General features: G+C 70.6%; 22 protein-coding genes and 1 pseudogene. 11 read left to right on the top strand and 12 right to left on the bottom strand.

The genetic code is table 11. The annotated features are described in order from the left end of the window. Window positions 1-83 precede the first annotated feature (83 nt). Window positions 84-389, bottom strand: a complete 306-nt coding sequence (locus ACH5AF_RS32370; protein WP_398906717.1) for a hypothetical protein — start codon at window positions 387-389, stop codon at window positions 84-86. A gap of 108 nt (window positions 390-497) precedes the next feature. Here ACH5AF_RS32370 and ACH5AF_RS32365 point away from each other — a divergent pair, with 108 nt between their 5' ends. From ACH5AF_RS32365 to ACH5AF_RS32355, 3 genes are all read left to right on the top strand, one after another. Further along, complete coding sequence (locus ACH5AF_RS32365) at window positions 498-887, top strand: hypothetical protein (RefSeq protein ID WP_398906715.1); 390 nt, start codon at window positions 498-500, stop codon at window positions 885-887. 347 nt (window positions 888-1,234) lie between these two features. Next, window positions 1,235-2,500 (top strand): Ig-like domain-containing protein, encoded by a 1,266-nt coding sequence (locus ACH5AF_RS32360; protein WP_398906713.1) that lies wholly within the window; start codon window positions 1,235-1,237, stop codon window positions 2,498-2,500. Between the two features lie 766 nt (window positions 2,501-3,266). Beyond that, window positions 3,267-4,259, top strand: coding sequence for a GNAT family N-acetyltransferase (locus tag ACH5AF_RS32355; protein WP_398906712.1), 993 nt, complete (start codon window positions 3,267-3,269; stop codon window positions 4,257-4,259). A 15-nt stretch (window positions 4,260-4,274) separates the two neighbouring features. On the opposite strand, the gene ACH5AF_RS32350 is transcribed toward ACH5AF_RS32355, so the two are convergent. Beyond that, complete coding sequence (locus tag ACH5AF_RS32350) at window positions 4,275-5,138, bottom strand: helix-turn-helix transcriptional regulator (RefSeq protein ID WP_398906710.1); 864 nt, start codon at window positions 5,136-5,138, stop codon at window positions 4,275-4,277. 127 nt (window positions 5,139-5,265) lie between these two features. Here ACH5AF_RS32350 and ACH5AF_RS32345 point away from each other — a divergent pair, with 127 nt between their 5' ends. The 3 genes from ACH5AF_RS32345 (at window position 5,266) to fxsT (ending at window position 9,625) form a co-directional block, all read left to right on the top strand. Beyond that, complete coding sequence (locus ACH5AF_RS32345) at window positions 5,266-6,318, top strand: NAD(P)-dependent alcohol dehydrogenase (RefSeq protein WP_398906708.1); 1,053 nt, start codon at window positions 5,266-5,268, stop codon at window positions 6,316-6,318. Between the two features lie 238 nt (window positions 6,319-6,556). Then, window positions 6,557-6,907: a DUF1330 domain-containing protein gene (locus tag ACH5AF_RS32340; RefSeq protein WP_398906705.1), complete on the top strand. Its 351-nt coding sequence runs from the start codon at window positions 6,557-6,559 to the stop codon at window positions 6,905-6,907. A 444-nt stretch (window positions 6,908-7,351) separates the two neighbouring features. Next, window positions 7,352-9,625, top strand: a complete 2,274-nt coding sequence (gene fxsT, locus ACH5AF_RS32335; protein ID WP_398906703.1) for an FxSxx-COOH system tetratricopeptide repeat protein — start codon at window positions 7,352-7,354, stop codon at window positions 9,623-9,625. A 7-nt stretch (window positions 9,626-9,632) separates the two neighbouring features. On the opposite strand, the gene ACH5AF_RS32330 is transcribed toward fxsT, so the two are convergent. Beyond that, entirely contained in the window at window positions 9,633-10,679 is a 1,047-nt protein-coding gene (locus ACH5AF_RS32330) for an LLM class flavin-dependent oxidoreductase (RefSeq protein WP_398906701.1), read from the bottom strand. Window positions 10,680-11,060: 381 nt separating this feature from the next. On the opposite strand from ACH5AF_RS32330, the gene ACH5AF_RS32325 reads away from it, so the two are divergent. Beyond that, entirely contained in the window at window positions 11,061-11,261 is a 201-nt protein-coding gene (locus tag ACH5AF_RS32325; RefSeq protein ID WP_398906699.1) for a hypothetical protein, read from the top strand. A gap of 544 nt (window positions 11,262-11,805) precedes the next feature. Here the strand turns inward: ACH5AF_RS32325 and lepB are convergent. Continuing rightward, the gene (lepB, locus tag ACH5AF_RS32320; RefSeq protein WP_398906697.1) at window positions 11,806-12,408 is read right to left on the bottom strand and encodes a signal peptidase I; all 603 of its coding nucleotides are present in this window, start codon (window positions 12,406-12,408) and stop codon (window positions 11,806-11,808) included. A gap of 622 nt (window positions 12,409-13,030) precedes the next feature. Beyond that, window positions 13,031-13,690, bottom strand: a complete 660-nt coding sequence (locus ACH5AF_RS32315; RefSeq protein ID WP_398906695.1) for a DUF4389 domain-containing protein — start codon at window positions 13,688-13,690, stop codon at window positions 13,031-13,033. Between the two features lie 778 nt (window positions 13,691-14,468). On the opposite strand from ACH5AF_RS32315, the gene ACH5AF_RS32310 reads away from it, so the two are divergent. Together ACH5AF_RS32310 and ACH5AF_RS32305 are read left to right on the top strand one after the other, a co-directional pair. Beyond that, window positions 14,469-16,577, top strand: a complete 2,109-nt coding sequence (locus tag ACH5AF_RS32310) for a bifunctional polysaccharide deacetylase/glycosyltransferase family 2 protein (RefSeq protein ID WP_398906692.1) — start codon at window positions 14,469-14,471, stop codon at window positions 16,575-16,577. Beyond that, window positions 16,574-17,758, top strand: coding sequence for an LCP family protein (locus ACH5AF_RS32305; protein ID WP_398906690.1), 1,185 nt, complete (start codon window positions 16,574-16,576; stop codon window positions 17,756-17,758). Before ACH5AF_RS32310 ends, ACH5AF_RS32305 begins: the two co-directional genes overlap by 4 nt. 22 nt (window positions 17,759-17,780) lie before the next feature. Here the strand turns inward: ACH5AF_RS32305 and msrA (ACH5AF_RS32300) are convergent. The 3 genes and pseudogenes from msrA (ACH5AF_RS32300) to ACH5AF_RS32290 form a co-directional block, all read right to left on the bottom strand. After that, window positions 17,781-18,485: pseudogene (gene msrA / locus ACH5AF_RS32300) on the bottom strand (peptide-methionine (S)-S-oxide reductase MsrA). A gap of 117 nt (window positions 18,486-18,602) precedes the next feature. Continuing rightward, the gene (gene msrA, locus ACH5AF_RS32295) at window positions 18,603-19,292 is read right to left on the bottom strand and encodes a peptide-methionine (S)-S-oxide reductase MsrA (protein ID WP_398906688.1); all 690 of its coding nucleotides are present in this window, start codon (window positions 19,290-19,292) and stop codon (window positions 18,603-18,605) included. Between the two features lie 76 nt (window positions 19,293-19,368). Continuing rightward, window positions 19,369-20,472, bottom strand: coding sequence for a hypothetical protein (locus tag ACH5AF_RS32290; RefSeq protein ID WP_398906686.1), 1,104 nt, complete (start codon window positions 20,470-20,472; stop codon window positions 19,369-19,371). Window positions 20,473-20,605: 133 nt separating this feature from the next. Between ACH5AF_RS32290 and ACH5AF_RS32285 the strand changes: the two genes are divergently transcribed. Further along, window positions 20,606-21,760: a cystathionine gamma-synthase gene (locus ACH5AF_RS32285; RefSeq protein ID WP_398906684.1), complete on the top strand. Its 1,155-nt coding sequence runs from the start codon at window positions 20,606-20,608 to the stop codon at window positions 21,758-21,760. Window positions 21,761-21,832: 72 nt separating this feature from the next. Here the strand turns inward: ACH5AF_RS32285 and ACH5AF_RS32280 are convergent, their stop codons facing one another. From ACH5AF_RS32280 to ACH5AF_RS32265, 4 genes are all read right to left on the bottom strand, one after another. Further along, entirely contained in the window at window positions 21,833-22,024 is a 192-nt protein-coding gene (locus tag ACH5AF_RS32280) for a DUF1059 domain-containing protein (RefSeq protein ID WP_398906682.1), read from the bottom strand. A 108-nt stretch (window positions 22,025-22,132) separates the two neighbouring features. Then, window positions 22,133-22,384: a hypothetical protein gene (locus ACH5AF_RS32275; RefSeq protein ID WP_398906681.1), complete on the bottom strand. Its 252-nt coding sequence runs from the start codon at window positions 22,382-22,384 to the stop codon at window positions 22,133-22,135. A 46-nt stretch (window positions 22,385-22,430) separates the two neighbouring features. Beyond that, on the bottom strand, window positions 22,431-22,904 hold the full coding sequence (locus tag ACH5AF_RS32270) for a sigma factor-like helix-turn-helix DNA-binding protein (RefSeq protein WP_398906679.1): 474 nt from the start codon (window positions 22,902-22,904) through the stop codon (window positions 22,431-22,433). Window positions 22,905-22,972: 68 nt separating this feature from the next. Next, the gene (locus ACH5AF_RS32265) at window positions 22,973-23,485 is read right to left on the bottom strand and encodes a MarR family winged helix-turn-helix transcriptional regulator (RefSeq protein WP_398906677.1); all 513 of its coding nucleotides are present in this window, start codon (window positions 23,483-23,485) and stop codon (window positions 22,973-22,975) included. 154 nt (window positions 23,486-23,639) lie between these two features. Here ACH5AF_RS32265 and ilvA point away from each other — a divergent pair, with 154 nt between their 5' ends. Beyond that, window positions 23,640-24,869, top strand: a complete 1,230-nt coding sequence (gene ilvA, locus ACH5AF_RS32260) for a threonine ammonia-lyase (RefSeq protein ID WP_398906675.1) — start codon at window positions 23,640-23,642, stop codon at window positions 24,867-24,869. The last annotated feature ends 147 nt before the right edge of the window (window positions 24,870-25,016 follow it).

The raw sequence follows: 25,016 nt of genomic DNA, 5'->3' as shown, positions 1-25,016 counted from the left end.
ACACGAGCCGCGGGCCCGACATCCGCGCGAAGGGGCCGCCCCGCCGATGACGGCGGGGCGGCCCCTTCGGCGAGGACCGGGTCTCAGACGGCGTACTCGCCGCGCGCGCGTATCGAGTACGCCACGAAACCGGCGCCGATCGTCAGGAAGGCCGTCCCGCCGATCACGTACGGGGTGGTGTCCGCGCTGCCCGTCTCCGCGAGCCGGAGCTCCTGGTCACCCGAGATCTCCTGCCCGCCCGAGGCCTCCTGGGCGGTCCGGGACGCGGCGCCGGACTGCTGCGGGGCCTGTCTCTCGGCAGTGGCGTTCGCCGAGGGGACGAACCACAGGGCACACAGCAAAGTCCCTGCGGCAGTGGCGGTCAGCAGCGGTCGACGTGCGACGGACACGGACTCGATCCCCCTTGAGGCATCCTCGAATTGGCCGGGTGGGCTGATGCTAGTGAAAGCAGCGGGTCGCGGGAAAGCCGAGCGGCCGGGCACCCTACGCTCCGCTCCATGACGACTTCTGAGACATCACGGTTTGTGCGACTGCGGGTGGAACTGGTACTGGAGATCGAGGACACCGAAGCCCTGACCGGAGCGGCCCTGGAGCGGATCGCGGCCGACGAGTTCATGCCGGACGAGGAGCGCACGCACGCGCAGTCCGCGGTGCGCGAGGACGAGGCGGAAGCCCTGGCGTACCTCATCGACCCCTTCGACCTCGTCGCCGAGGTGCCCGGCGTGGAGCTGGCGCAGGCGTCCTGGAGCAGCGAGCAGGTCGCATACGACCCGGAGGCGCAGGAGTGGGATCTCGACGACGACTTCGACGGCATCCGGGACGAGTACGAGGACGACGCGGATGACGAGGACGAAGACGAGGGCGACGGCGGCGGTAAGGGGCAGTAGGCGGTTGTGGCCGGAACGGGAAGGGGGTGTACGGGGCCGGCTCCGGCGCGAGGGATGATGGTGGAAGGAGCGGAGGCCTGTCGTGGCCGGCACGGCTGCCGACCTCGGTGGGATGACGCGCTTCGGGTCCCGGTTCGCCGGGCAGGCGAACCGGGAGCCGGAAATTTCCCGGCCGAATCGGTGGGAACGCTGCAACCGTCGGGGCCGATGGAGCGTCGATCACTGCGGTGAAGTGGGTGGCGGGGGTCACGCCGCCAGCAGTGGTATTTCCCACATCCCTGGGGATGGGGAACCGGATGCCCCGAGATGGGGGTTTCCATGGAAGAGGGTCAGGGGAATCGGGAGCGATGGAGAAGCGTGTGATGACGGACAGCAAGCGGCGCAAGGGCCTGATGGCCGTATCCGTCGTGCTCGGCGGTGTGCTGGTGCTTTCCGCATGCAGTGACGGGGACGAGGAAGCGGGCAGCGCCGAGCGCTCGAAGGCGTCACAGGCCGAGGTCGACGAGGCGGCGGCCAAGCAGGTCTCCAAGGCCCGAATAACGATCTCGCCGAAGAACGGCTCCACGAACGCCAGCATCAACAACGCCGCGAAGGTCACTGTCAGCGACGGCACCCTGACCAAGGTCACCATGACCACCGCGGACGGCACGGCGGTCGCGGGCACCCTCTCCTCGGACGGCAAGAGCTGGCAGCCGGACGGCCAGCTGGAGCGCTCCACCACGTACAAGATCGCCGCGACGGCGAAGGACGCCGCGGGCCTGGAGGCCCACGAGAACTCCTCCTTCACCACCGTCTCGCCGGCCAACAGCTTCATCGGGAACTTCACGCCCGAGGACGGCTCCACCGTCGGCGTCGGCATGCCGGTCTCGATCAACTTCAACAAGGCGATCACCGACCGCAAGGCCGTTCAGTCCGGCATCACCGTCACCTCAAGCAGCGGCCAGGAGGTCGTCGGTCACTGGTTCAACAGCCAGCGTCTGGACTTCCGCCCAGAGCAGTACTGGGCCGAGGGATCGACCGTCACCGTGAAGCTCGAGCTGGACGGCGTCGAGGGCGCCGACGGCGTCTTCGGTGTCCAGCAGAAGACGGTCACCTTCACGATCGGCCGCAACCAGGTCTCCACGGTCGACGCCGCCAGCAAGACCATGACGGTCACGCAGGACGGCAAGACCGTCAAGACCATCCCGATCTCCGCCGGCTCGCCGGAGAACCCGACGTACAACGGTCAGATGGTGATCTCCGAGAAGTTCAAGGAGACCCGGATGAACGGCGCGACGGTCGGCTTCACCGACGACGACGGCAAGGGCGAGTACGACATCAAGGACGTCCCGCACGCCATGCGGCTGTCCACCTCGGGCACGTTCATCCACGGCAACTACTGGGGTGCCGACTCCGTCTTCGGCAGCGCCAACACCAGCCACGGCTGTGTGGGTCTGAACGACGTCAAGGGCGCGAAGGATCCCAAGCAGCCCGCCGCCTGGTTCTACAACAACTCGCTCATCGGCGACGTCGTGATCGTGAAGAACTCGAAGGACACCACCATCAAGCCGGACAACGGCCTGAACGGCTGGAACCTGGACTGGGCGCAGTGGAAGGCCGGCTCCGCCGTCTGATCCGCCCCGCGCACGCCCGACAAGCGGCGGCACCCGGAGACGGGGGCCGCCGCTTTCGCGTGCGCTGCGGGGGCCCGGCGGCGGGTGCTTCGGTTGGCGACCGGTCCTGGTGCCTGGCCCGGCGGTCGGCGCTCCGTTTCTCGACCGGGCCTGGTGCCTGATGCTTCTGCTGCGGGCGCGCGCCTGGGCAGGCGCCGTGGTGCGTGGCGAGGGCGGGGTCCGGCCCCCGCGGCGGGCGCTCCGGTTCCTGGGACGGTGACCGGTGCCCGGCGGCGGTGGGCATTCGGTGGGCTTCTGCCGCGGGCGCGCGCCTGGGCAGGCGCCGTGGTGCGTGGCGAGGGCGGGGTCCGGCCCCCGCGGCGGGTGCTCCGGTTCCTGGGACGGTGACCGGTGCCCGGCGGCGGTGGGCATTCGGTGGGCTTCTGCTGCGGGCGCGCGCCTGGGCAGGCGCCGTGGTGAGTGGCGGGGGCGGGGTCCGGCCCCCGCGGCGGGCGCTCCGGTTCCTCGGCCCGCGGCCGGAGTCCGGCGGCGGCCGGTATCCGACGGGGCCTCCGGCGCTTGCGCGCCTGGCCGCTCCTGCGCGTGCCCGGCTGCTGGGGCGCTTCGGTTCGCGGCCGGGTCCGGTGCCTGGCCGCCGCTCGGCGCGCTCGCCTCCCGCGCTCCCCGCGCTCCCACGCCTCAGCGCGCCGCACGCCCGCGCGCCCCCTCCGGCAGACCGTCGTAAATTCACCTGCGGCGGCCCGCCACGGTCCGTAGCGTCCGGCGGATGACCGTCACACGCCTGCCCTCCTCGCCCGCCGACCGCGTCGTCGACGCCTGGTACGAGGTCGTCCGCACCGCCCACACACATGACCTGCCCGCCGCCGTGCCCCCGCCCGGCCGGGCGGAGAGCACGGGCAAGCTCCGCTTCCCCAGCCCACGCACCCATGCCGTCCATCTCGCCGCCGTGGCCGCCGACGGCTCGTACGACGGCGTGGCCACCCTCGTCCTGTTCGACGACGCCGCCAACCGGCACGCCGCCTTCCTCGACGTCCTCGCCGTGCACCCACGCGCCAGGAACCGCGGCACCGGCGCCCGGCTGTGGAAGGCCGCGCACGCCGAACTCGCCGGGGACGGACGGACGTCCGTGGCAGCGGTCGTCGAACTCGGCGGTCCCGGCGAGACGTTCGCCCGCCGCCTCGGCTTCGAGAACGTGCTCCCGCTCGCCTGGTACGTACAGAACGTCTCCGACGCGCTCGCCGCCCGCCCCGTCCCGCCCGCCCTCCCCGACGGCTACGCCCTCGCCCACTGGACCGGCGTGGTGCCCGACGCGCTGGCCGACGCGTTCGCCGAGGCCCACAACGCCATGCAGGACGCACCGACCGGCGACATGGACCGGGCCGTCCCTGCCTGGGACGCCGCACGGGTCCGCGCCGCGGCACAGGTGGTCGAGGACCGCGACGGCGTCATCCTGTCCGCGGCGGTCCTTGACGGCGCGCCCCCCGCGCAGACCGTCGCCGCCTACACCGAACTCGTCCTGCGCGACCCCTCGGACACCCGGGCGCTGCAGTACGACACCGTCGTCGTCCCCGCCCACCGCGGTCGCGGTCTCGGCACCGCCGTCAAACGCCACATGATGGGGGTCCTGGCCGCCGCGCGTCCCGGCGTACGGGAGATCGGCACGACCGTCGCGGACGAGAACGGCCCCATGCTGGCCGTCAACGAACGCCTCGGTTACCGGCGTGAACGGACCGTGGCGTACTTCCAGGCCACGCTGTAGCCGGCCTGCCGCGACTCACCGCACGTCCGCGTTCGCCACCTCGTCCACGCCCCAGCCGGACAGCAGCCGCAACGACTCCGCGGAGCGGCTGCCCGGCTCGGCGTGGTACGTGACCAGCGACAGGTCGTGGTCGTCGGGGAACCTCAGCGTCTCGAACGCCAGCGTCATCTCACCGACCAGCGGATGGTGCAGCCGCTTGCTGCCGTGGCCCTTGTCCTGCACCGTGTGCGCCGCCCACAGCGAGCGGAAATCATCGCTCTTGACCGACAGCTCGCCCACCAGCGCCGTCAGCTGCGGATCGTCCGGATAGCAGCCGGCGCACAGCCGCAGCACGCTCACCACCTCGATCGCCTTGCACTCCCAGTCGAGGTACAGGGCGCGGGCGTTGGGGTCGAGGAAGATGAGCCGGGCCATGTTGCGCTCCTCCGGCTCCATCGCCGTGAAGTCGCCGAGCAGCGCCCGGGCCATGCGGTTCCACGCGAGGATCTCCAGCCGCCGCCCGAGGAGCAGCGCGGGTACCGTCTCCATCGAGTCGATCAGATGCTGGAGTTGAGGACGGACCTTCTGCGGCCTGGCCGCGGCCGCCCGCTTCTTCTTCGCCTTCGGCTTGGCCAGATGGGTCAGATGCGCCCGCTCCGTGTCCGTCAGGCGCAGCGCGCGGGCGATCGAGTCCAGTACCTCGGTGGACACGTTCTGGCCGTTGCCCTGTTCCAGACGCGTGTAGTACGCGACGGACACCCCGGCCAGCTGCGCCAGCTCCTCGCGGCGCAGCCCCGGCACGCGCCGGTGGCGCCCGAAATCGGGTAGCCCGACGTCCGCCGGCTTCAGGCGGGCCCGCCTGGACCGGAGGAATTCACTGAGCTCGGCACGCTGATCCATACAGCAAGTATTCCGGGTCGCGCGGAAGCCCGGAGGGGCGAGCCTGTCCCTGCCAGTGGTAGGTACAGCAGACGTAGGCACACCAGGGGGCTGGGTGGCGAGTCTCCCGTCGGCCAGGCTCGACGCCATGACCACGAACGCTTCCACAGTCCCCGCATACGCCGCTCCCGCCGCGGGCGCCCCGCTGGAGCGCACGACCGTCCCCCGCCGCGCCGTCGGTGCGCACGACGTCCTGATCGACATCAAGTACGCGGGCATCTGCCACTCCGACATCCACCAGGCCCGCGACGGCTGGGGCCGGGGCATCTACCCGATGGTCCCCGGCCACGAGATCGCCGGCACCGTCGCCGAGGTCGGGTCCGGGGTCACCAAGTTCGCGGTGGGCGACCGGGTCGGGGTCGGCTGCTTCGTCGATTCCTGCCGCGAGTGCGAGCACTGCAGGCAGGGTCTGGAGCAGTACTGCACCCGGGGCGGGACCGCCACGTACAACGCCCTCGACAAGAACGGGGAGCCCACCTACGGCGGCTACTCCACCCGTATCGTCGTCGACGAGAACTACACCGTCCGCATCCCCGACGGTCTGGCGCTCGACGAGGCCGCGCCGCTGCTCTGCGCCGGCATCACCCTCTACTCGCCGCTGCGCCACTGGAACGCGGGCCCCGGCAAGAAGGTCGCCATCGTCGGCCTCGGCGGCCTCGGCCACATGGGTGTCAAGATCGCGCACGCGCTGGGCGCCGAGGTGACCGTGCTGTCCCAGACGCTGCGCAAGAAGGACGACGGGCTCAAGCTGGGTGCCGACCACTACTACGCCACCGGCGACGACGTGACGTTCCGGGCGCTGGCCGGCACCTTCGACCTCATCGTGTCGACCGTGTCCGCGCCGCTGCCGTTCGACAAGTACCTGGGCCTGCTGAAGACCGACGGTGCCATGGTGAACGTCGGAGCGCCCGAGGAGCCGATCTCCCTCAACCTGTTCTCCGTCATCGGCGGCCGCAAGACGCTCGCGGGCTCCATGATCGGCGGCATCCGGGAGACCCAGGAAATGCTCGACTTCTGCGCGGAGCACGGCCTCGGCGCGGAGATCGAACTGATCAGGGCGGAGCAGATCAACGAGGCGTACGAGCGGGTGCTCGCGAGCGACGTGCGCTACCGATTCGTGATCGACACGGCGACGATCTGACGCCCACCCGCACCCACACGAGGCCGACTGCGGGGCCGGGGCCGGCGGTTGCTTCTCCGTGCCTGGTCCAGCGGTCGCCTCCGCCGCTGCTCCGGTGGTCACGTCTGCGGCGTCTGGCGGTGGCCTCCGCCGGGGCGGGCCTGGCGGTTACCTCGCAGGTAATCGCCAGGCACCGCCGCCCCCGGCAGGATCGAGGCACCGCACCGCGCCGCACCCACTCCGAACCCCGGAGGGCACCATGACCGCGTACGCCGTCGGCCACCTGCACCCCGCCGCCCGTCTGGACGACGACGTGTTCGCCTACATGGAGCGCATCCAGTCGACCCTCGACCCCTTCGGCGGCCGTTTCCTCGTCCAGGGCGCGACCGTCGAGATCCGCGAGGGCGCCTGGCCCGGCGCTCTCGTCATCATCGGCTTCCCTGGCATGAACGAGGCACACGACTGGTACGAGTCCGCCGCCTACCAGGAGCTCATCCCGCTGTGCACCCGCCACATGGCGGGCGACGCGGTCCTCGTCGACGGGGTCGCCCCCGGCTACGACGCCGCCGGCACCGCGGCCCTGCTGCGGGAGAACCAGGCCGCTGCATGATGCGTGCATGATGACCTCCTGCCGAAAGGCCGAGGCCGCCGGACCTGGCCCAACGCCGGTGTCAGCAGGTCCCATGGCGGCCGCCCGGCGGTCCGGCCACTCCGGTACGTGGCGACGCCTGCATCCCGTCCCGGAACGACCACCCGCTTTCCACGCCCCGTGGGCGGTTCCAGCCGCGCACCGAAAGCACGTGAGCCGGGTGCCCGTCCCGTCTGCGGGCACCGGATTTCGCTGGGGGCGCAACGCCGGACCCGTTGCGCGGGCCGCTCCTACCCTTGGCAGGTGAGCAGCCACACGCCGAACCGACCTGGCGTCATTCCCTGCGCCCGCCCCCAGGCCCCCGTGCCCAAGGAACTGCCGCGGCGCCACGTCGTCGGCGATGCCGAATCCTGGCGGCCGACCCGGTGAGCGAGAGCGATGACGGTGAGGGCTGAGGGGGCGAGGGTGCGCGGGCGGATCACGCAGGATGCGGCGTTGGCCGAGTTACGGGAGCGGCTTCGTCGGGCGCAGGCGCGCCGGGAATGGTCGGTCGAGCAGGTTCGCGTGCGGGCAGGGCTGGGGCGGACTACGGTCAGCCAGGCTCTGAACGACGAGAACCCGGCTCCCAGTGCACGCACCGTGACGGCGTTGGCGAGGGCGCTGGGGATGGAGGCGGATCCGCTGCTGGACCTCCTCGACGTCGCCACATCATGCGGCGACGTCTCCTCGGGCGAAGGCGACTCGATCCGTCGGGTACCCGCTGTCTGGAACGTGCCGCGGCGCAATCCGTTCTTCACCGGCCGCGGTGCGGTTCTTGAGCAGATGCACCGGTTCATGCGGCGAACGGATACCGGCTCGGAGGCCGGCGGAAGAACGCTCTCGCTGCAAGGTCTCGGTGGCATCGGGAAAACCCAGCTGGCCACCGAGTACGCCTACCGCTACGCCTCCGGCTATGGGCTGGTCTGGTGGGTTCATGCCGAGCACTCCGCGCTTGCGGAGAGCTGCCTGGCTGAACTTGCCGAACTGCTGGGGCTTTCGGCCCCGGGAAAGCAGTCCGTACTGATCCGCCGCCTGTGGTCCGCGCTCTCCCAGCGTGACGACTGGCTGCTCATCTACGACAACCTCGACGACCCGAGGGGTGCCGACCAGGTGCCGCCGCTCGACTGCGGACGCCTGTTGATCACCTCACGCAGCCCTGCTGTCGGCAGGCTCACGCCGGACATGATCCGGCTCTCGACGTTCGACCGGGAGGAGTCGCTCGCGCTGCTGCAACGCCGGTGCCCGGATCTGCCACATCACGAGGCGAAGCGAGTCTGCGAGGCCGTCGGCGACCTGCCTCTGGCAGTGGAGCAAGCCGGGTGCTTCCTGGCCGAAAGCTGTCTGGAAGCAGGCGACTACGTGGCTCTGCTCGGGACCAGACCCGCGGAGGCAGGGTTGGCGGATCCCACACTCGACCTGCACCCGGGGCTGGCCAAGGTGGTGACCGTGGGCCGTGAGCGCCTGCGTACCGCGTGCCCGGAGGCCGGCAGCTTCCTGGACCGGATGGCGTACTGCGCGCCGTTGCCTCTGCCGGTTTCACCGTCAGCGGCGACCACCCCGGGATCCGGCGGCGTCCGACTGGGCGATGTGGCTGCGACGGCCCGGATCGTCCGCTCGCTGACCGGCTTGGGACTTGTTCAGCGCTCCGGCATATATCTGCAGGTGCACCGGCTTGTGCAGGCGCTGCTGCGCAGCCTTCACAGCCAGGAGGAACAGGTGGTCGCACGCATCGATGCGCAAAGACTTCTGGCCACCGCCCGACCGGGCAACCCGGACGACCCCCGCGTGTGGCCCGCATACGCCGCGCTCACTCCACATGCACAGGCCCTCGCAGAAGACACGGAGCCGCCAGGCAGCTCCGAGACGCCGGAACCGGAGGAGTTCCGCGCCCTGCTCGTCGATGTCTGCCGCTATCTGCATGTGACAGGCCAGTACCCCAGCGCCCGGAGCCTGTCCGAGCGCACGTATGCCCGCTGGACGAAGACCCTGGGCGGCTTGCATCCGGACACGCTGCGTGCCGCCCACAACCTCGGACGTGTGCTGCGCGCTCTGGGGGCCTACGAGGCGGCCCGAGAGCTGAACGAGAGCACGCTCTCGGGATTCCGGCGTGTGCTGGGGGAGGATCACGCATACACATTGGCTTCGGCCACCAGCCTCGCGTTCATCCTGCAGCATCTGGGCGCCTACCAGGCCGCGCACGAACTCAACGAGGCGACCCTCGCCCGTTACCGGCGGGTGCTCGGCGAGGACCATGTGGCCACCCTCAACTCGGCCAGCAACCTTGCCTGGGTGCGGCACGTCCTCGGCGACTTCGAGGCCGCCCGGGCTCTGGATGAGGACATCCTGGCGCGTCGGCGCCGGGTGCTGGGCGAGGACCATCCGCAGACACTGATCTCGGGCAACAATCTGGGGCGGGATCTCTTCGCGTTGGGCGACTATGAGGCCGCCCGGGTTCTGGATGAGGACGTCCTTGCGCGCCGGCGACGGGTGTTGGGCGACGACCACGCCCACACACTGGTCTCCGGCAGCAATTTGGGGCGGGATCTCTTCGCGTTGGGCGACTATGAGGCCGCCCGGGTTCTGGATGAGGACGTCCTTGCGCGCCGGCGACGGGTGTTGGGCGAGGACCACCCCCACACACTGGCCTCCGCGGCCGATCTGGAGGCCAGTGCCGCGGCGGTCTCCGGAGAGCGGACGTGAACCGGATTCACGTACCGTCCTGACGCATGGGGAGCGAGTCCGGCAGCTCCTGGCGGAGCACGGGCGCCACGTCCGCGGCGAACAGTTCGAGGGAATCGCGCCGTTCGGCGGGCGGAAGTCCGTCCACGGTGAGGCCGAGCAGTTGGTGGCCGTAGGCCTGATGGGCCAGATGCACCTTCTCGATGACTTGCTGAGGGCTGCCCACCATCAAAGGCCCGTGGCGGATCGCGTCGTCCAGGTCCTGGAACGGTGATCGATTGCGCCGCGCGGCGGCCGTACCGGCCAGGAAGGCGTAGACGGGGCCGTACTGCTTGCGTGCCTGCTGGGATGTGCGCGCGACATGGAACACGGATCCCGCGCCCACCACGGCGTCTGCGGCTGGTCGGCCGTAGTGCTCCCACCGCTCCCGGTAGTGCTCGACCAGGACCCGGTACTTCTCCATGGGCTGAGAGCCGTTCGCGGTGAAGAGCGGATCGCCGTGGCGGGCGGCCAGGTCCGCGGAGTGGAGGCTTGTGGCGCTGCCGTGCCAGACGCGGATGTGGTTCTGACATGGCCGCGGCGTCACCGTCGCCCCTTGCAGAGGTGTTCGGAAGCGCCCGCTCCAGTGGACGTCCTGCTCGGACCAAAGACGGCGGAGCAAGGCGTAGTTCTCGGCCAGGCGGTCCCACAGCTCACCTTCTCGGACACCGAAGAGGCCGAGCATCCCTGGGTCGTTTCCCTTGCCGATCACCAGTTCCAGCCGGCCGCCGGACAGGTTGTCGAGCGTGGCGAAGTCCTCCGCCGCCCGCACCGGGTCCATGGCGCTCAACACCGTCACCGTCGTCATCAGCCGAATCGCCGACGTCCGAGCGGCAACGGCTCCCAGCAACACTGCCGGCGACGAGGCCAGGAACGGCGGTCCATGACGCTCACCGATGCCGTACGCGTCGAAGCCCAGGCACTCGACCTCCTCCGCCAGCCCAACGATGTCCTCCAGGCCTGTGCGGGTGGGCATGGGGGCCCCGCCCGTGGAGTGCGGGAGGTGATAACCGATCGAAAAGACAGCGAACTTCATGTCTCCCCCAGCCGCCGCTCAGCGCCTTCCGGCGCCCTGCCGATCACGTCAGCTGCGGCACCCGCGGACCCACCGCAGATGCGGTGCCGACCGCCCACGGCCACACCGGCCGCCGCATCCGCTGCCGGGCCGAGACCCCGTGCCAAGCCGCCGCTGAGCTTCCTCAGACACCTTTCCACACTTCCCGGCGAGCTCCATCGGTCCCCGCAGGTTCGGTAGAACTCCGCACCACTCTGACCGCAAACACATCCGCTCGTCATGCATCTGTCCGCCCGGCCGGGGTGTTCGTCGGTGTTCACCTTCGCCCGGCCGAACCCCGGCGAACACCGTTTGCGCGACCTTCGGTGACGTCAACACCCCATCACCCACAGGGAGCTTGCCGTGCCCGGTCTCGCCGTTGTTCTGATCACCGCAGCACTCGTCGTCGTGTTCGCCCTCCTGGCGGCTGCCGGCGCGGGCAAACTCGCCCGCCTGGACGGCGCCACCTACCCCGCTGCCCTCACGCGGGCCGCGGCCGCGTTCACCGCGGCGGTCACCGTCGCCACCGTCGTCATCGGCGCCTTTGCCCAACTCTTCTCCTGAACGGCGCCAGTCCGGCGATGAGCACCGGCAGCGAGGGCGGTCACGCGTACGAAGAAGGTGGGGTGGCCCGCGGGAATGCGACCCCGGGCCCCCACACAACGCAGCGTGACCGTATCCCGTCACTCCGTTCTCGCCATCGTGGCATCCGTGCCCGCGAACGGTTCGTCGAGCGTGTGGGCGACGTGCGTTCCGGATGTCGGGCTTCCAGCAGGGCGAGGCGCGGTTGCGGCCCGCCCACCTCTGCCTCCGGCCACGGGGCGGGCGCGTGCCCGGGCCCCTCAGGGCTGCCAGCGTACGATGGCCGCGACCACGACACCTTCATCGGCTACCCAGCCGGCGCCGCCCGACCATGCCGGCCAGTGACGTGCGGGTGTCGCCACCCGACATCGCACGCAGAGCCGTCACAGCTTCCGGGCAGGATGAGCTGGGGCATGTCGATGGCGCCGCCCGAGGGGCCTGACCGGCCATCTGGCCGACGCATGCTGTCCTGTTGATGCCTTGTCGGCCGTCTGGCGGCGCCGCTCTGCTCGCGGGACCGACTGGGTCACGCGGACGTCGGCAGTACGGGGGCGGGCCAGCGCTGCTGTCGTGCGCGCCGAGCGGCGATCCCCAACGCGAGTGCCATGAGGGTGAGGAGAAGCCCGAACAGCGCCGTCGATACCTGGGCCAGGAGGGCCGTGCGGTCCTCAAGGACCCGTGCCCGGACCGCGGTGGCCGCGACCGTGCCTGACTGCTCGCTGAGGAAGAAGCGGGAGTCGTTGGCGTTTCCGCGGTTGTCGCCGAGCAGGAAGAGCCGCCCCTTGGGAACCACTACGCCATACGCAGGAGATCCGGCGGACGGATCACCGTCCATGACGTACGGCTCAGCCAGCGGCTTCCCGTTCACTGTGAGCTGCGCACCAGGCCGTGCCGCGACACGGTCGCCACCAAGACCGATCACACGCTGCAACACCACCGCACCCTGGTAGCGATCCGGGATCCGGTACAGCACCACGTCGCCCCGCCGCACCTCGCCGGCATCGATCCGTTCGAGGAAGACCTGCTGACCGACGGAATACGTCGGTTCCATGGACGAGCCCGCGACCGTGACCCCCGTATAGCCGGTCCCGAGCAACGCGACCGCCCCCACCAGCAGTACCAGCCCCACCGGACCCACCACCCAGGCAACGATTCGCAACCTTCGCCCAGCCCTCATCATGCTCCCTCCCAAGGTGACGGCGGAAAGGGTAACGTCCGCCGCTCGGGCGACCAGCGGCCCGCCAGACGGTGAGATGCCCGCGTCAAGATCGCGCCGGACAGACCACGGCGGCCACTCGGCCGGTAGTCAACAGTCGGAGGAATGACACCAACCGCAGGGGTCGCACCACAGCGCACCAGATGGGCACCGGAACAGCAGGTCAACAGACAGCGGTCACTACCGGCTACGCCACGGCCGGCCGGCGGAGCCACGGCGGCATGGTTGCCGCAGGCCAGACCCCACGCGCCGTCAAGCGATCGGTGATTCCCAGGCTCAGGGCGGTCAGGAGACGCCGCCACCTCGGTCCCAGACTCTTGCCTGTCGCCAGGTCCGATCGTCCTGCCTTGTGGAGACGGCACATCCAGCTTGCCCCGGTCCTGGCGAGCCGGCGCTGCCATGTGACCCAATGGCGCGGTCTGTTGTGGGGAGATGCTCGATCAGGGACATGGGTGTGCCATGTGGCCCCGGCTGTCAGTGCGAGCGGACAGGTCGCTCAGCACTGCTCGCGAGGCCATCGCATGGAACACCTGAGTCAGGCCGTCGTCGCCGGTGCCGCCTCCCGCCCGCCCATGTCGAGCCGGAAGGGCGGGTACTGGTCGGTCAGCAATGCGGCATAGGCGGTGACCCGGGCGACCCAACGGGCCAGACCGAGCAGAAGGTCGAAGAGGTGCACCGGATAACGGGCCCTGACCGCCAGGATGATCACAGCGACCAGCGACAGAAAGGGAATCAGTCCGCTGTAGCGCCAGCCTTCGTCGTTGCCCCAGCCTCCGGCCAGAATCCCGACGACGACATACTGCGGAATCGCCAGCAGCCACCACTTCACCAGGACCAGGCCGCGGGAGAGGCGCTCGGGGTAGGCGATGTCGAAGTGCGCCGGATAACCGGGCACGTCGGCGAGCGTGAACGGCGGGTACCGGTCGGTGCCGAGGGCCGTATGGGCGTAATAGCTGACACGCCAGTTCCAGCGCAGTACGCCGACATTGAAGTCGAAGAGGGGCCGCGGATACCGGCCGGTGATCAGGATGGCGAAGAACGCGACGAGGGTGACCAGCACGAAACCGATCCACAGGAAAAACAGCACGATGTAGTGCGGAATGGCGAGCAACCATTTCACCAGCCACATCCATCGGGACAGCCCCGGATCGAGAGACGCCTCGATACGCACGTCTGACGTGGTGACGGGAATCATGGAGGAACAACTCCTTTCGAGTGTCCCGCTCGGCAGACGCCGGGCCGAGGTGATCCTGGATCAGAACCCAGCCTCACATGCGGTGCGGAAAGCCGCGACTTGTCACTCCGTTTCGAGTGAGACGAGTGCGTCGGAGTGCTCCTTCCCGCCTGCCGGCACCTCTGCGCGAGGTGACGTCCCGGACGGCAACACGGGTGTCTGTGTCATGTGCTCACCGTCTCGGCACCGGTCACGGCGCGGTCGGCCGAGATGGCCGCAGCCCCCCGGGCGTTGCCCTACCCGCCGGCGCCCTCAGTGCTTGTGCTGGACATCCAGCCGTCATGGGGCGGCCACAAAGGTACTGGGATGCTGTTGTCTCGCACGAAGCGCTGAACCCGCTGTTCCGGGTGCAAGACGTTCAAGGTCGCGTCGGCGGCGCCGCGTACCAGCTGAGCACCTCGGTCGGGCGCGGCGCGAAGGTGGCGGCCGCTTCAACCCGGATCGACGCGAGCTGGACGTTCCGCTCCGCGGTGGCGATGCGCCTGCCCGCCCTCTCGCGCTCCGGACGGCGGCCGGCTGTAGTCGCCCAGGACGGCAAATGGTTGCACCCGACGCCGAAAGTGTGCCGTACATCACCTCTCGCATCGGTCCCAGTTGTTTCGCAATGCCCCAAATCGCAGGTCGAGAACTCAATACACTCGCCTCCCATGTGTGAGTGGTACGTGAAGAACGGGTGGCCGATGCGGCCGCCGGGTCAAGGTCTGAACCAACCGGACAACCATGCCGAGCGCGCCGCCTGATGGCGGCACGGCACAAGCAAGCAAGGGATCCGAGGGCGCATTGGCTGCTCCTCATCCTCACCCTGCCCATCCTCTTCGGGGCCCTGCTCTTCCAGGGCTGGACGCAGAACGAGGTCGACGGCTCCCCGACCAAACCAGCCTGCACCGAGCCGGTGCCCCAGGCCGCCACCGACGCCGGCCCCGTCCTCGCGGTGCACGGAGACCGGGTGAAGTCGGCCTCGATGCCCGCGGGCACCGTCGCCCTCACCTACGACGGCGGCCCCGACCCGTACTGGACCCCGCGACTGCTGGCCCTGCTCAAGAAGCATCGCGCGCACGCCACGTTCTTCCTCAGTGGCGCCAAGGCCGCCCAGTACCCCGACCTCGTCCGGCAGATCCGGGCGGAAGGGCACGAGATCGGCTCCAACACCTACACCGGCGCCGACCTCGGCGCCGCTTCCGCAGCGCGCAGGACCCTTGAGCTCCGCCTCACACAGAGCGCGTTCGCCGGCGCCGACGGCTTCCGCACCTCGCTGCTGCGGATGCCGTTGACCACCGCCGTCCCCACCCTGTGCGGTGCCGAGTGGCCCGTCGCGCGCAGCGCCTCGGCCGACGGCTACCTCCTGGTCGCCGCGGACCGGTCCGGGCGCAAGCCCGCCGACGGGGTCGTCCGCCAGTTCAGCCAGACCTCCGTCGCCTACCGCGAGACCGGGAAACTGCTCACCGACCCGAACGCCCGGCGGTTCGCCACGATCTCCGAGGGCGTCCGCACCACCAAGACGCCCGCCATGGCCGAAGTGGGCGCGATCGAAAGGTGGTTGGGCACCGGGCTCATCTGGTTCCAGAAGCTGGGCCGCAGCTTCGTCGCCGCCCTCACCTGGGTGCTGACCGTCGCCGCCGGGCTCGGCCTGCTGCGCCTGTTCGTCCTGGTCCTGTTCGCCCGCGCGCACGTCAAACGCCTGGAGCGATACCGTCCCGGCGCGCCCTGGCTGCGTGAGATCCGCGACCCGGTGACCGTGCTCGTCCCCGCGTACAACGAGGAGGCCGGGATCGGCGGCACCCTGCGCTCGCTGCTCGCCTCCACTCACCAGCGGCTGCAGATCATCGTGATCGACGACGGATCGTCGGACCGCACCGTGGAGATCGCGAACGAGTACGCCCACCGGGACCCGCGCGTGCAGGTGGTGTGCCAGTCCAACGCTGGCAAGGCCGCTGCCCTCAACCACGGCCTGAGGTACGCCCGTTGCCCGTACGTCGTGATGGTCGACTCGGACACCGTCTTCGAAGCGGACGCCATTCAGCGCCTCATCCAGCCGCTCGCCCATCCGGCGGTCGGCGCGGTCAGCGGCAACACCAAGGTGGGCAACCGCAAGCGCCTCCTCGGGCGCTGGCAGCACCTGGAGTACGTCTTCGGATTCAACTTGGACCGCCGGATGTTCGAGGTCCTGGAGTGCATGACGACCGTGCCGGGCGCCATCGGCGCGTTCCGGCTCGACGCGCTCATGGGCGTTGGCGGCCTCAGTGAGGACACCCTCGCCGAGGACACAGACCTCACGATGGCGCTGTGGCGGGCCGGCTGGCGGGTCGTGTACGAGGAGACCGCCATCGCCTGGACCGAAGTTCCCACTTCCCTAAGGCAGTTGTGGCGCCAGCGCTACCGCTGGTGCTACGGCACCCTGCAGGCGATGTGGAAGCACCGCAGAGCCGTACTGGAGGTCGGGCCCGCCGGGCGGTTCGGGCGGCGCGGCCTGTCGTACCTCTTCCTCTTCCAGGTGGTGTTGCCGCTCCTCGCGCCGGTCATCGACGTCTTCATGCTCTACAGCGCCCTGTTCACCAGCTCGCCGGTGAAGTCGATGGCGACGTGGATCGGTTTTCTGGCCGTGCAGATGGCCGTGGCGGCGTATGCTCTGCGACTCGACGGAGAGCGCCGCCGCACGCTGTGGGCGCTGCCCTTCCAACTGCTGGTCTACCGGCAGCTGATGTATCTCGTGGTCATCCAGTCGGTGGTCGCCTTCCTGGGCGGCAGCCGGTTGAAGTGGCAGCGCATGCACCGTTCCGGTACGGCCGCCGCGGCGGCCCAGCACATCGGCAAGGCGGCCGGCGACCGTGGCCTGCCGGTTACGAGGTGACGACCCTGAATTCCAGCCCACTGACCCCGATACCCCTCCTCGGTCACGAGGACCCGTACGACGCGTACGCGCCGACTCCCTACGAGCCGTACGCGCCGACGTCGTCCGACCCGTACGAGCCGGCGCCGGCCGGGCCGCCGGCCGACGGCGGCGGATACAAGCGCAGCGATCGTCGGCCGAGGCAGCCGCGCTCGCGCTTCCGCCGCGTTCTGCGCGCCCTCTGCCTGCTGGTCCTGCTGGGCATGCTCGGCGGCGCGAGCACCTACGTGTGGGCGGACTCCCGCCTCGACAGCGACGTCGACCTGTCCGCGCTGCCGGACCGGCCCGCCCCCGGCAAGGGCACCAACTACCTGATCGTGGGCTCGGACAGCCGCGAGGGCCTGAGCGAGCAGCAGTTCAAGGACCTGCACACCGGCTCCTCGACCGGCTCCGAGGGCCGTCGCACCGACTCGATGATGGTGCTGCACACCGGCGCCCACGGCACTACGCTGACCAGCCTGCCGCGTGACTCCTGGGTCACGATTCCCGCCTACGTCGACCCGAAGACCGGCGTCCACCACAAGCGGGAGAAGAACAAACTCAACGCGGCGTTCTCCCTCGGCGGCCCCGAGCTCCTCGTCCGCACCGTGGAGTCCAACACCGGCCTGCGCATCGACCACTACACCGAGATCGGTTTCGCCGGCTTCGTCGGCATCGTGGACGCGGTCGGCGGCGTGCGCATGTGCGTGGACCGGCGCATCGTCGACGAGAAGTCCGGGCTCGACCTCACCAAGGGCTGTCACACCCTTGACGGCCGTGATGCGCTGGCCTTCGTACGCCAGCGCCACCAGGAGAAGGAGGGCGACCTCGGCCGCTCCCGCAACCAGCAGAAGTTCCTCGCCGCCCTGGCCACGAAGGCCGCGTCCCAGGACGTCCTGTTCAGCCCGTCCGCCGTGTTCGGCACAGCCGACGCGGGCCTGGACACCCTCGTCGTGGACAAGTCGACCGGACTGCCCCAGCTGTCCGATCTGTTCAAGGCGATGCGCATGGTGTCCACGGGCAACGGGAAACAGCTCAACGTCCCCGTCGCAACCACCGGCCTGGCCACCTCCAAGGGCAGCGCCATCGTCTGGGACAAGGCGAAGTCGGCCAGGCTCTTCGCCGAACTGCGCGCGGACCGTCCGGTCACGGTCCACGGTTGAACGGGCGGGCGGCGCTGATGCTTCAGGTGGTCCGTCCCGGCCCATGGCCCGGACGGGGTGTCGTCCTGCTGTCAGGGAGAACAGCGGCGGACAGCTTGACTCCCGGCCTGCCGGCGCCGCAGTAGCCCGCCGGGTTCCGGTCCAGATACTGCTGGTGGTACGCCCGTGCCGGGTAGAACGGATGCTCCCCGGCCGGGAGGATCTCCGTGGTGATCCGGCCGTACCCCGAGGCGGATAGGGCCTTCTGGTACGCGTCGCGGGACGCCTCCGCCGCGGCGGCCTGGCCGGGGGAGTGGGTGAAGAGGACCGACCTGACGTGGGTGCCGACGTCGTTGCCCTGGCGGAAGCCCTGAGTGGGGTCGTGCGATTCCCAGAAGAGCTTCAACAGATCGGAATAGGACACCTTCGCCGGGTCGAACACCACGCGTACGGTCTCCGCGTGCCCGGTCAGCCCGGTCCGGATCTCGTCGTCGACCGGGTTCGGGGTGAAGCCGCCCTGGAAGCCGGTCACGGTGGTCCAGACCCCTGCCGTCTGCCAGAACCTGCGCTCGGCGCCCCAGAAGCAGCCGAGGGCGAAGTCGCCGACCTCGAGCCCCTGGGGCCAGGGTCCTTGCAGCGGGGTCCCCAGAACGGCATGCCGCTCCGGTTACCTCGTACGCGGGCGCGGGGCGACCCGGAGGGGCCTCGTCGGGGTGGGCAGACGCAGATCCCGGCCTCTGGCGAACAGCATGGAGGTCCCCCCTGTGTTCCCTGTGACGGTGCGCGTTCTCGGTTCCGCCATTGTCCCGGCGCCGGCCGCCGGGGCACACCCACAGACCGGCCGACCTTGCGACGGCGGTGTGAGTCACGGCGTGCGAGGTCCTCGGGCCTCCGGCGACGGGGCCTTCGCCGCCCCGATCGGGCAGCTCACGCCCGTCCCGCCGATGCCGCAGTAGCCGCCCGGGTTCTTGTCGAGGTACTGCTGGTGGTACGCCTCGGCCGGGTAGAACGGGCGGCCCTCCGCCGGGAGCAGTTCCGTCGTGATCGTGCCGTGGCCCGAGCCCGTCAGGACCTTCTGGTACGCCTCGCGCGACGCCTTGGCCGCGGACTCCTGGGCCGGGGAGTGGGTGTAGATCGCCGAGCGGTACTGCGTGCCCACGTCATTGCCCTGGCGGAAGCCCTGGGTCGGGTCGTGGGACTCCCAGAACAGCTTGAGCAGCTGCTCGTACGAGACGACCGACGGGTCGAACACGACCCGGACCGCCTCCGTGTGGCCCGTCAGGCCCGAGCAGGCCTCTTCGTACGTCGGGTTCGGCGTGAATCCGCCCTGGTAGCCGACGAGGGTCGTCCACACGCCCTTCGTCTGCCAGAACTTGCGCTCCGCGCCCCAGAAGCAGCCCAGGGCGAAGTCCGCGACCTCCAGGCCCTCGGGGTAGGGGCCGAGGAGGGGGTTGCCGAGGACCGTGTGGCGGTCGGGGACGGTGAAGGACGGGTCGGGGCGGCCCTTGAGGGCCTGCTCCGGGGTGGGCAGCACGGGCGTACGGCCGAAGAGCATGGCTGGTTCTCCTTCACGGTGACGGCACCGGGATCAACGTCCCGGTGCCACCGGGAATTCCGTAGCGCCCCGGACCTCAGTGCGGAAGCGTCGCCGGGCTGCCGCCGTTCGCCTCGTAGCCGGCCACCGCGAGGGCGCGGTAGACCGTGTACTCGGCCGCCGGGTCGCTGTTGTGCGTCCACGGCAGGGCGCCCACGTGGCCGTCCACGTGGACCAGCTGGTTCATCGCCTCGGCCCAGCGCTCGGAGCGGACCAGGAACATCACGAGCAGGTGGCGTACGTGCGCGAGCATCGGGTCGTCGGGGCGGGCCGAGTGCACCGCGTACAGCGCGCCTTCCACCGCCTTGGTGACGACCGCGCTCTGGTAGAAGCCGCTGACCAGGTTGAGCTCGGGCAGGTGCTCGTACACCGCGAACAGCGGCAGCGCCGCCAGCAGCGAGCCCTGCGGGGCGCGGGCCGCCGCGGTCGTCGCGAAGTGGTCGGCCTCCTCGCGGGAGCCGTGCCACTTCTCGCACAGGTAGTGCAGGGCGGCGAGGTGCGCGCCCATGTGGTTCGGCGCGCGGTCGATGACCTTCGCCCACAGCTGGTCGAACTGCTCCTGCGAGTCGCCCAGACCGCGGGCGACGGCCAGATCGACGATGTACGGGACCGGGTCGCCGGGGGCCAGCAGCGCGGCACCGGCGCACACGGACCTGGCCTCCTCCAGGATGATCCGGAAGTCGTCCGTGCCCGCGGCCGACGAGCGCCACGCCTGCTGGACGAGGAACTCGGCGTGGACCTGGGCGCCGCCCGCGTCCTTGGGGGACTCCGCACGCCAGGCGCGCAGCCACGCGCCGCCCGTGCCGGGCTGCTGCTGGAGTTCCAGCGACGCCGCGCCGGCGAACGCCTGGACGCGCTGCCAGCGCAGCTCGCCCTCCTTGGGCGTGCCCGCCAGCAGCTGGGCGGCGGCCCGCCAGTCCTGGGTGCGCTGGACGACGTCGAGTACGTCGAGGAGGTCCTGGTCCGGTCCGGGCAGGCGCACGTCCAGCTGTTCCTGGCGCAGGAAGCCGTAGTTGTCCGGGTCCGCGGCGTCGGGCGAGCCGGGGCGCGCGAGCCGGATGCCTGCGCCGCGGCGCCTGAGTACGGGGCCGATGACCGCGGCCAGCATGCACATCGCGATCAGGAACCAGAGAATCTCCATGGCTTCATTGTCCCGGACGCGCCGGCCGTGCCGACCGGTCAGGGGGTGGGGTCCGGTTGGTCGCGCACGAGGCCGCATGAGTCCGTACGCCTCGGGCCGCGTACCACCCCTGGCGGGACTACGCTCGTTCCTCATGAGCGACGACCACACCTTGCACAGCTTCGAGACCCGCGCCATCCATGCGGGCAACACCGCCGACCCGCTGACCGGCGCCGTCGTGCCGCCGATCTACCAGGTCTCCACCTACAAGCAGGACGGCGTGGGCGGGCTGCGCGGCGGTTACGAGTACAGCCGCAGCGCCAACCCGACCCGTACCGCGCTGGAGGAGAACCTCGCGGCGATCGAGGGCGGCCGGCGCGGTCTCGCCTTCGCGTCCGGGCTCGCGGCGGAGGACTGCCTGCTGCGCACCCTGCTGAACCCCGGCGCACATGTGGTGATCCCGAACGACGCCTACGGCGGCACGTTCCGGCTGTTCGCCAAGGTCGTCGAGCGCTGGGGTGTGGACTTCTCGGTGGCGGACACCTCGGACCCGGCGGCGGTGCGGGACGCGGTCAACGACCGTACGAAGGTGATCTGGGTCGAGACCCCGTCGAACCCGCTGCTCGGCATCACCGACATCGCCGCGGTCGCGGACGTGGCGCGTACGGCGGGCGCGAGGCTCGTCGTCGACAACACGTTCGCGAGCCCCTACCTCCAGCAGCCGATCGCTCTCGGCGCGGATGTCGTCGTGCACTCCCTGACCAAGTACATGGGCGGGCACTCGGACGTCGTGGGCGGTGCGCTGATCGCGGCCGACCCGGACCTGGGCGAGGAGCTGGCTTTCCACCAGAACGCGATGGGCGCCGTGGCCGGCCCGTTCGACGCGTGGCTGGTGCTGCGGGGCATCAAGACGCTCCCGGTGCGCATGGACCGGCACAGTGAGAACGCGACGCGCATCGCGGAGATGCTGACCACGCACCCGAAGGTCACCAAGGTGCTGTACCCGGGGCTGCCGGAGCACCCGGGCCACGAGGTCGCGGCGAAGCAGATGAGGGCCTTCGGCGGCATGGTGTCGTTCCGCGTCGAGGGCGGAGAGGCCGCGGCGGTCGAGGTCTGCAACCGGGCCGGGCTGTTCACGCTGGGCGAGTCGCTGGGCGGTGTCGAGTCGCTGATCGAGCACCCCGGGAGGATGACGCACGCGTCGGTGGTCGGTTCGGCGCTGGAGGTGCCCGGCGACCTCGTGCGCCTGTCGGTGGGCATCGAGGCGGCCGACGACCTGATCGCGGACCTCAAGCAGGCGCTCGGCTGAGGCAGTCGACTCCTGCCGGACGGCATCGGGCCCCGGCCGGGTACGGCCGGGGCCCGATGTACGGGTGCCTGCTCAGGCGGTCACCTTCTCGTCCTCGAGGGAGTCACGGACCATCTGCCGCAGCTCGGCGTTGTCGGTGTGCCCGTGGACGGACACGGCGTGCTCGACGGCGGCACGGATGACCTCGTCTTCCTCGCCGGAGATGGTGAGGGTGCATCCCGAGACGCTCGGACTCTTGCGGCAATCGGCGACTTTCCTGGTCATGAGGGCCTCCTCGACATGCTCTGAAGCCGCTCACTCCAGGGTAGATCCGGATGGATCGGGTAAATATCGCCTCTTGGTGACGTGCGGCAGCAGGCCGCGCTCCGCGGGTCAGAAACCCTCGAGCGGCGGTGTGGTCTGCGACGGCGGCACCAGCCACGGCTGGTTCACGGTCGCCCACACCACGAAGGCCAGGGCCGCGGCGACGATCAGCAGCCACCCCGCCCGGCGCAGTGCGCGGTGCCGGCGTACCAGCCGGCTGCCGTGGGCCGCCGCACGCACCGCGAGATCGGCGGGCACGACGGGCTGGGGGCCCTCCATCATCCGGCGGACCTCGTTCTCCTTGCGGTCGGCGCCACTCATGACGTCGCCCGCAGCGAGGGCAGCGTCGGCTTCGGCGGGATGCCGCTCATGATGCCGCCCGCAGCCGGGGCCGCGTCGGCTTCGGCAGGGTGCCGCGCATGACGGCGACGGCCCGGGTGCAGATCGCGCGGACCCGGTCCGCCGGGATGCCGAGCAGCGCCGCGGTCTGTTCCTCGGCGACCCCTTCGTACAGCCGCAGTACCAGGATCAGGCGCTCCTGCGCGGTGAGCCGGGCGAGCACGCCGCCGCGGGGCCGGTGATGGCGCCAGGCGCCGCGCGCAAAGCGGGTGGCGAGCTCCTGGCGGGTGCGGTCGTACGGATCCTCGCCGCGCAGCCGGTCCCAGTCGGCGTACGTCCGGGCGAGCGCGGTGGTGAGCAGCTGCTGGGCGTGCGGGTTGGCGCCCGGAGGCTCGGCGGTGAGCAGGGTCGCGGCGTGCAGCAGCCGGCCGGCCGCGCCTGCCACGAAGGCGTCGAACTCCTTGGCGCGGCGGCGGTCCCGGGACGAAAGCCGCTCGCTCACGTCCTCATATAGGGCCCTGGCCGCGTCCCTGGTCAAGAGGTCGGCCCGGGGCAGCGGCGCCGCCCTGGTCAGGAGGTCGGCGGAGTCACCGCTTCCGCCGGGGGCAGGCCGGCCTGGCGGGCGGAGAGGGCGGTGTTGAAGCGGGTGAGCAGGGTGCAGAACGACTCGCGCTCGCTCTCCGTCCAGCCGTCCGTCACCTGCCGCATCAGCTCCCGGCGCGAGGCGCGGACCTCGTCGAGACGGGCCTGGCCGCGGGGCGAGAGCTGGAGCACGACCGCGCGGCCGTCCTCGGGGTGTGAGGTGCGCTTGACCAGGCCGGTGTCGACGAGCGGCGCGACCTGGCGGGTCACGGTCGACGAGTCGATGCCCATGCCCGCGGCGAGCGCCTTGACGCCCATGGGGCCTTCCTGGTCGAGGCGGTTGAGCAGCAGGTAGGCGGCACGGTCCATGGAGTTGCGGACCTGGCCCACGCCACCGAGCCGGGTCTGTTCCGCGCGCCGGGCGAAGACGGCCACCTGGTGCTGGAGGGCATCGAGGAGGCCGGGAGCGAGATCTGTCGTCATGTCCTGTGAAGTGGGCATGGCAGTGGGTGGCTCTCTCGTGCGGTGGTCGGTTGGTGGGGGACAGAGTACGCGGCAACGAAGCCGTGCGTACGGGCGCTGCACAATCCCGTGACCGGACGCCCGGGATTCGGACGGCAACCCGCTGGGCTGGGCGAACTGCGAGACTTGTGGCATGAGCTTCCGCACGCCCGAGATCCTGCGTTCCGTCATCCTCGACGACATCCGCGGCGCACAGAAGATGCTGGCGGGGGTCGCGCGGATGACGCCCATGGAGGGCAGCCGGCACCTCACGCGACTCGTGGGGTCTCCGGTGCATCTGAAGTGCGAGAACCTTCAGCGCACCGGCTCCTTCAAGCTGCGCGGTGCCTATGTGCGCATCGCCGGCCTGCGGCCGGAGGAGCGCGCGGCCGGCGTGGTCGCGGCCTCGGCGGGCAACCACGCGCAGGGCGTCGCGCTCGCGTCGTCGCTTCTCGGTGTCCGCTCCACCGTCTTCATGCCGGTCGGGGCGCCGCTGCCGAAGGTGGCCGCGACGCGGGAGTACGGCGCGGATGTGCGGCTCGTGGGGCAGGTGGTCGACGAGACGCTGGCGGCGGCCGAGCAGTACGCGCGCGAGACGGGCGCGGTGTTCATCCACCCCTTTGACCACCCCGACATCGTCGCCGGGCAGGGCACGGTGGGGCTGGAGATCCTGGAGCAGTGCCCGGAGGTGCGGACGATCCTCGTCGGCGTCGGCGGCGGGGGTCTGATCGCCGGTATCGCGGTGGCGGTCAAGGCGCTGCGGCCGGATGTGAAGGTGATCGGCGTCCAGGCACAGGGTGCGGCGGCGTATCCGCCGTCGCTGGCGGCGGGGCGGCCGGTGTCGATCGACGCGCCGACGACGATGGCGGACGGGATCAAGGTCGGGCGGCCCGGGGACGTGCCGTTCAAAATCATTGGCGATCTCGTGGACGATGTCCGTACGGTTTCCGAGGACGAGCTCTCCAGTGCGCTGCTGCTGTGCCTGGAGCGGGCCAAGATGGTCGTCGAGCCGGCCGGGGCGAGCACGGTGGCGGCGCTGCTGAGCGATCCGCGGTCCTTCGAAGGACCGGTGGTCGCGCTGCTGTCGGGCGGCAACGTGGATCCGCTGCTCATGCAGCGCATCCTGCGCCACGGCATGGCGGCGGCGGGCCGGTACCTGTCGCTGCGGCTGCGGCTGACCGACCGACCGGGCGCGCTGGCCGGGCTGCTGGGGGCGCTGTCGGTCGCGGACGCCAACGTCCTCGATGTGAGCCATGTACGGACCGATCCCCGGCTCGGGCTCACGGAGGTGGAGGTGGAACTGCACCTGGAGACGAAGGGGCCGGAACACTGCGAGGAGGTCGCGGCGGCGCTGCGCGCCAAGGGTTACACGATCCTCGACTGAGGTACGCACGGCGGTACGCCGGCGGCCCCGGCGATCGGGCACGTCCGGCGGTGGTTCATGCGTGGGCTGTGCCTGTCCGCGGCCCTGGGGGGCTGGTCTGTGCGGCGGTGGTTCTTGCGTGGGCTGTGCCTGTCGGCGGCCCCGGTG

This window comes from Streptomyces sp. NPDC018833 (genome assembly GCF_044390825.1).
GTDB lineage: Bacteria > Actinomycetota > Actinomycetes > Streptomycetales > Streptomycetaceae > Streptomyces.
This window is presented reverse-complemented; position numbering and strand designations above follow the sequence as displayed.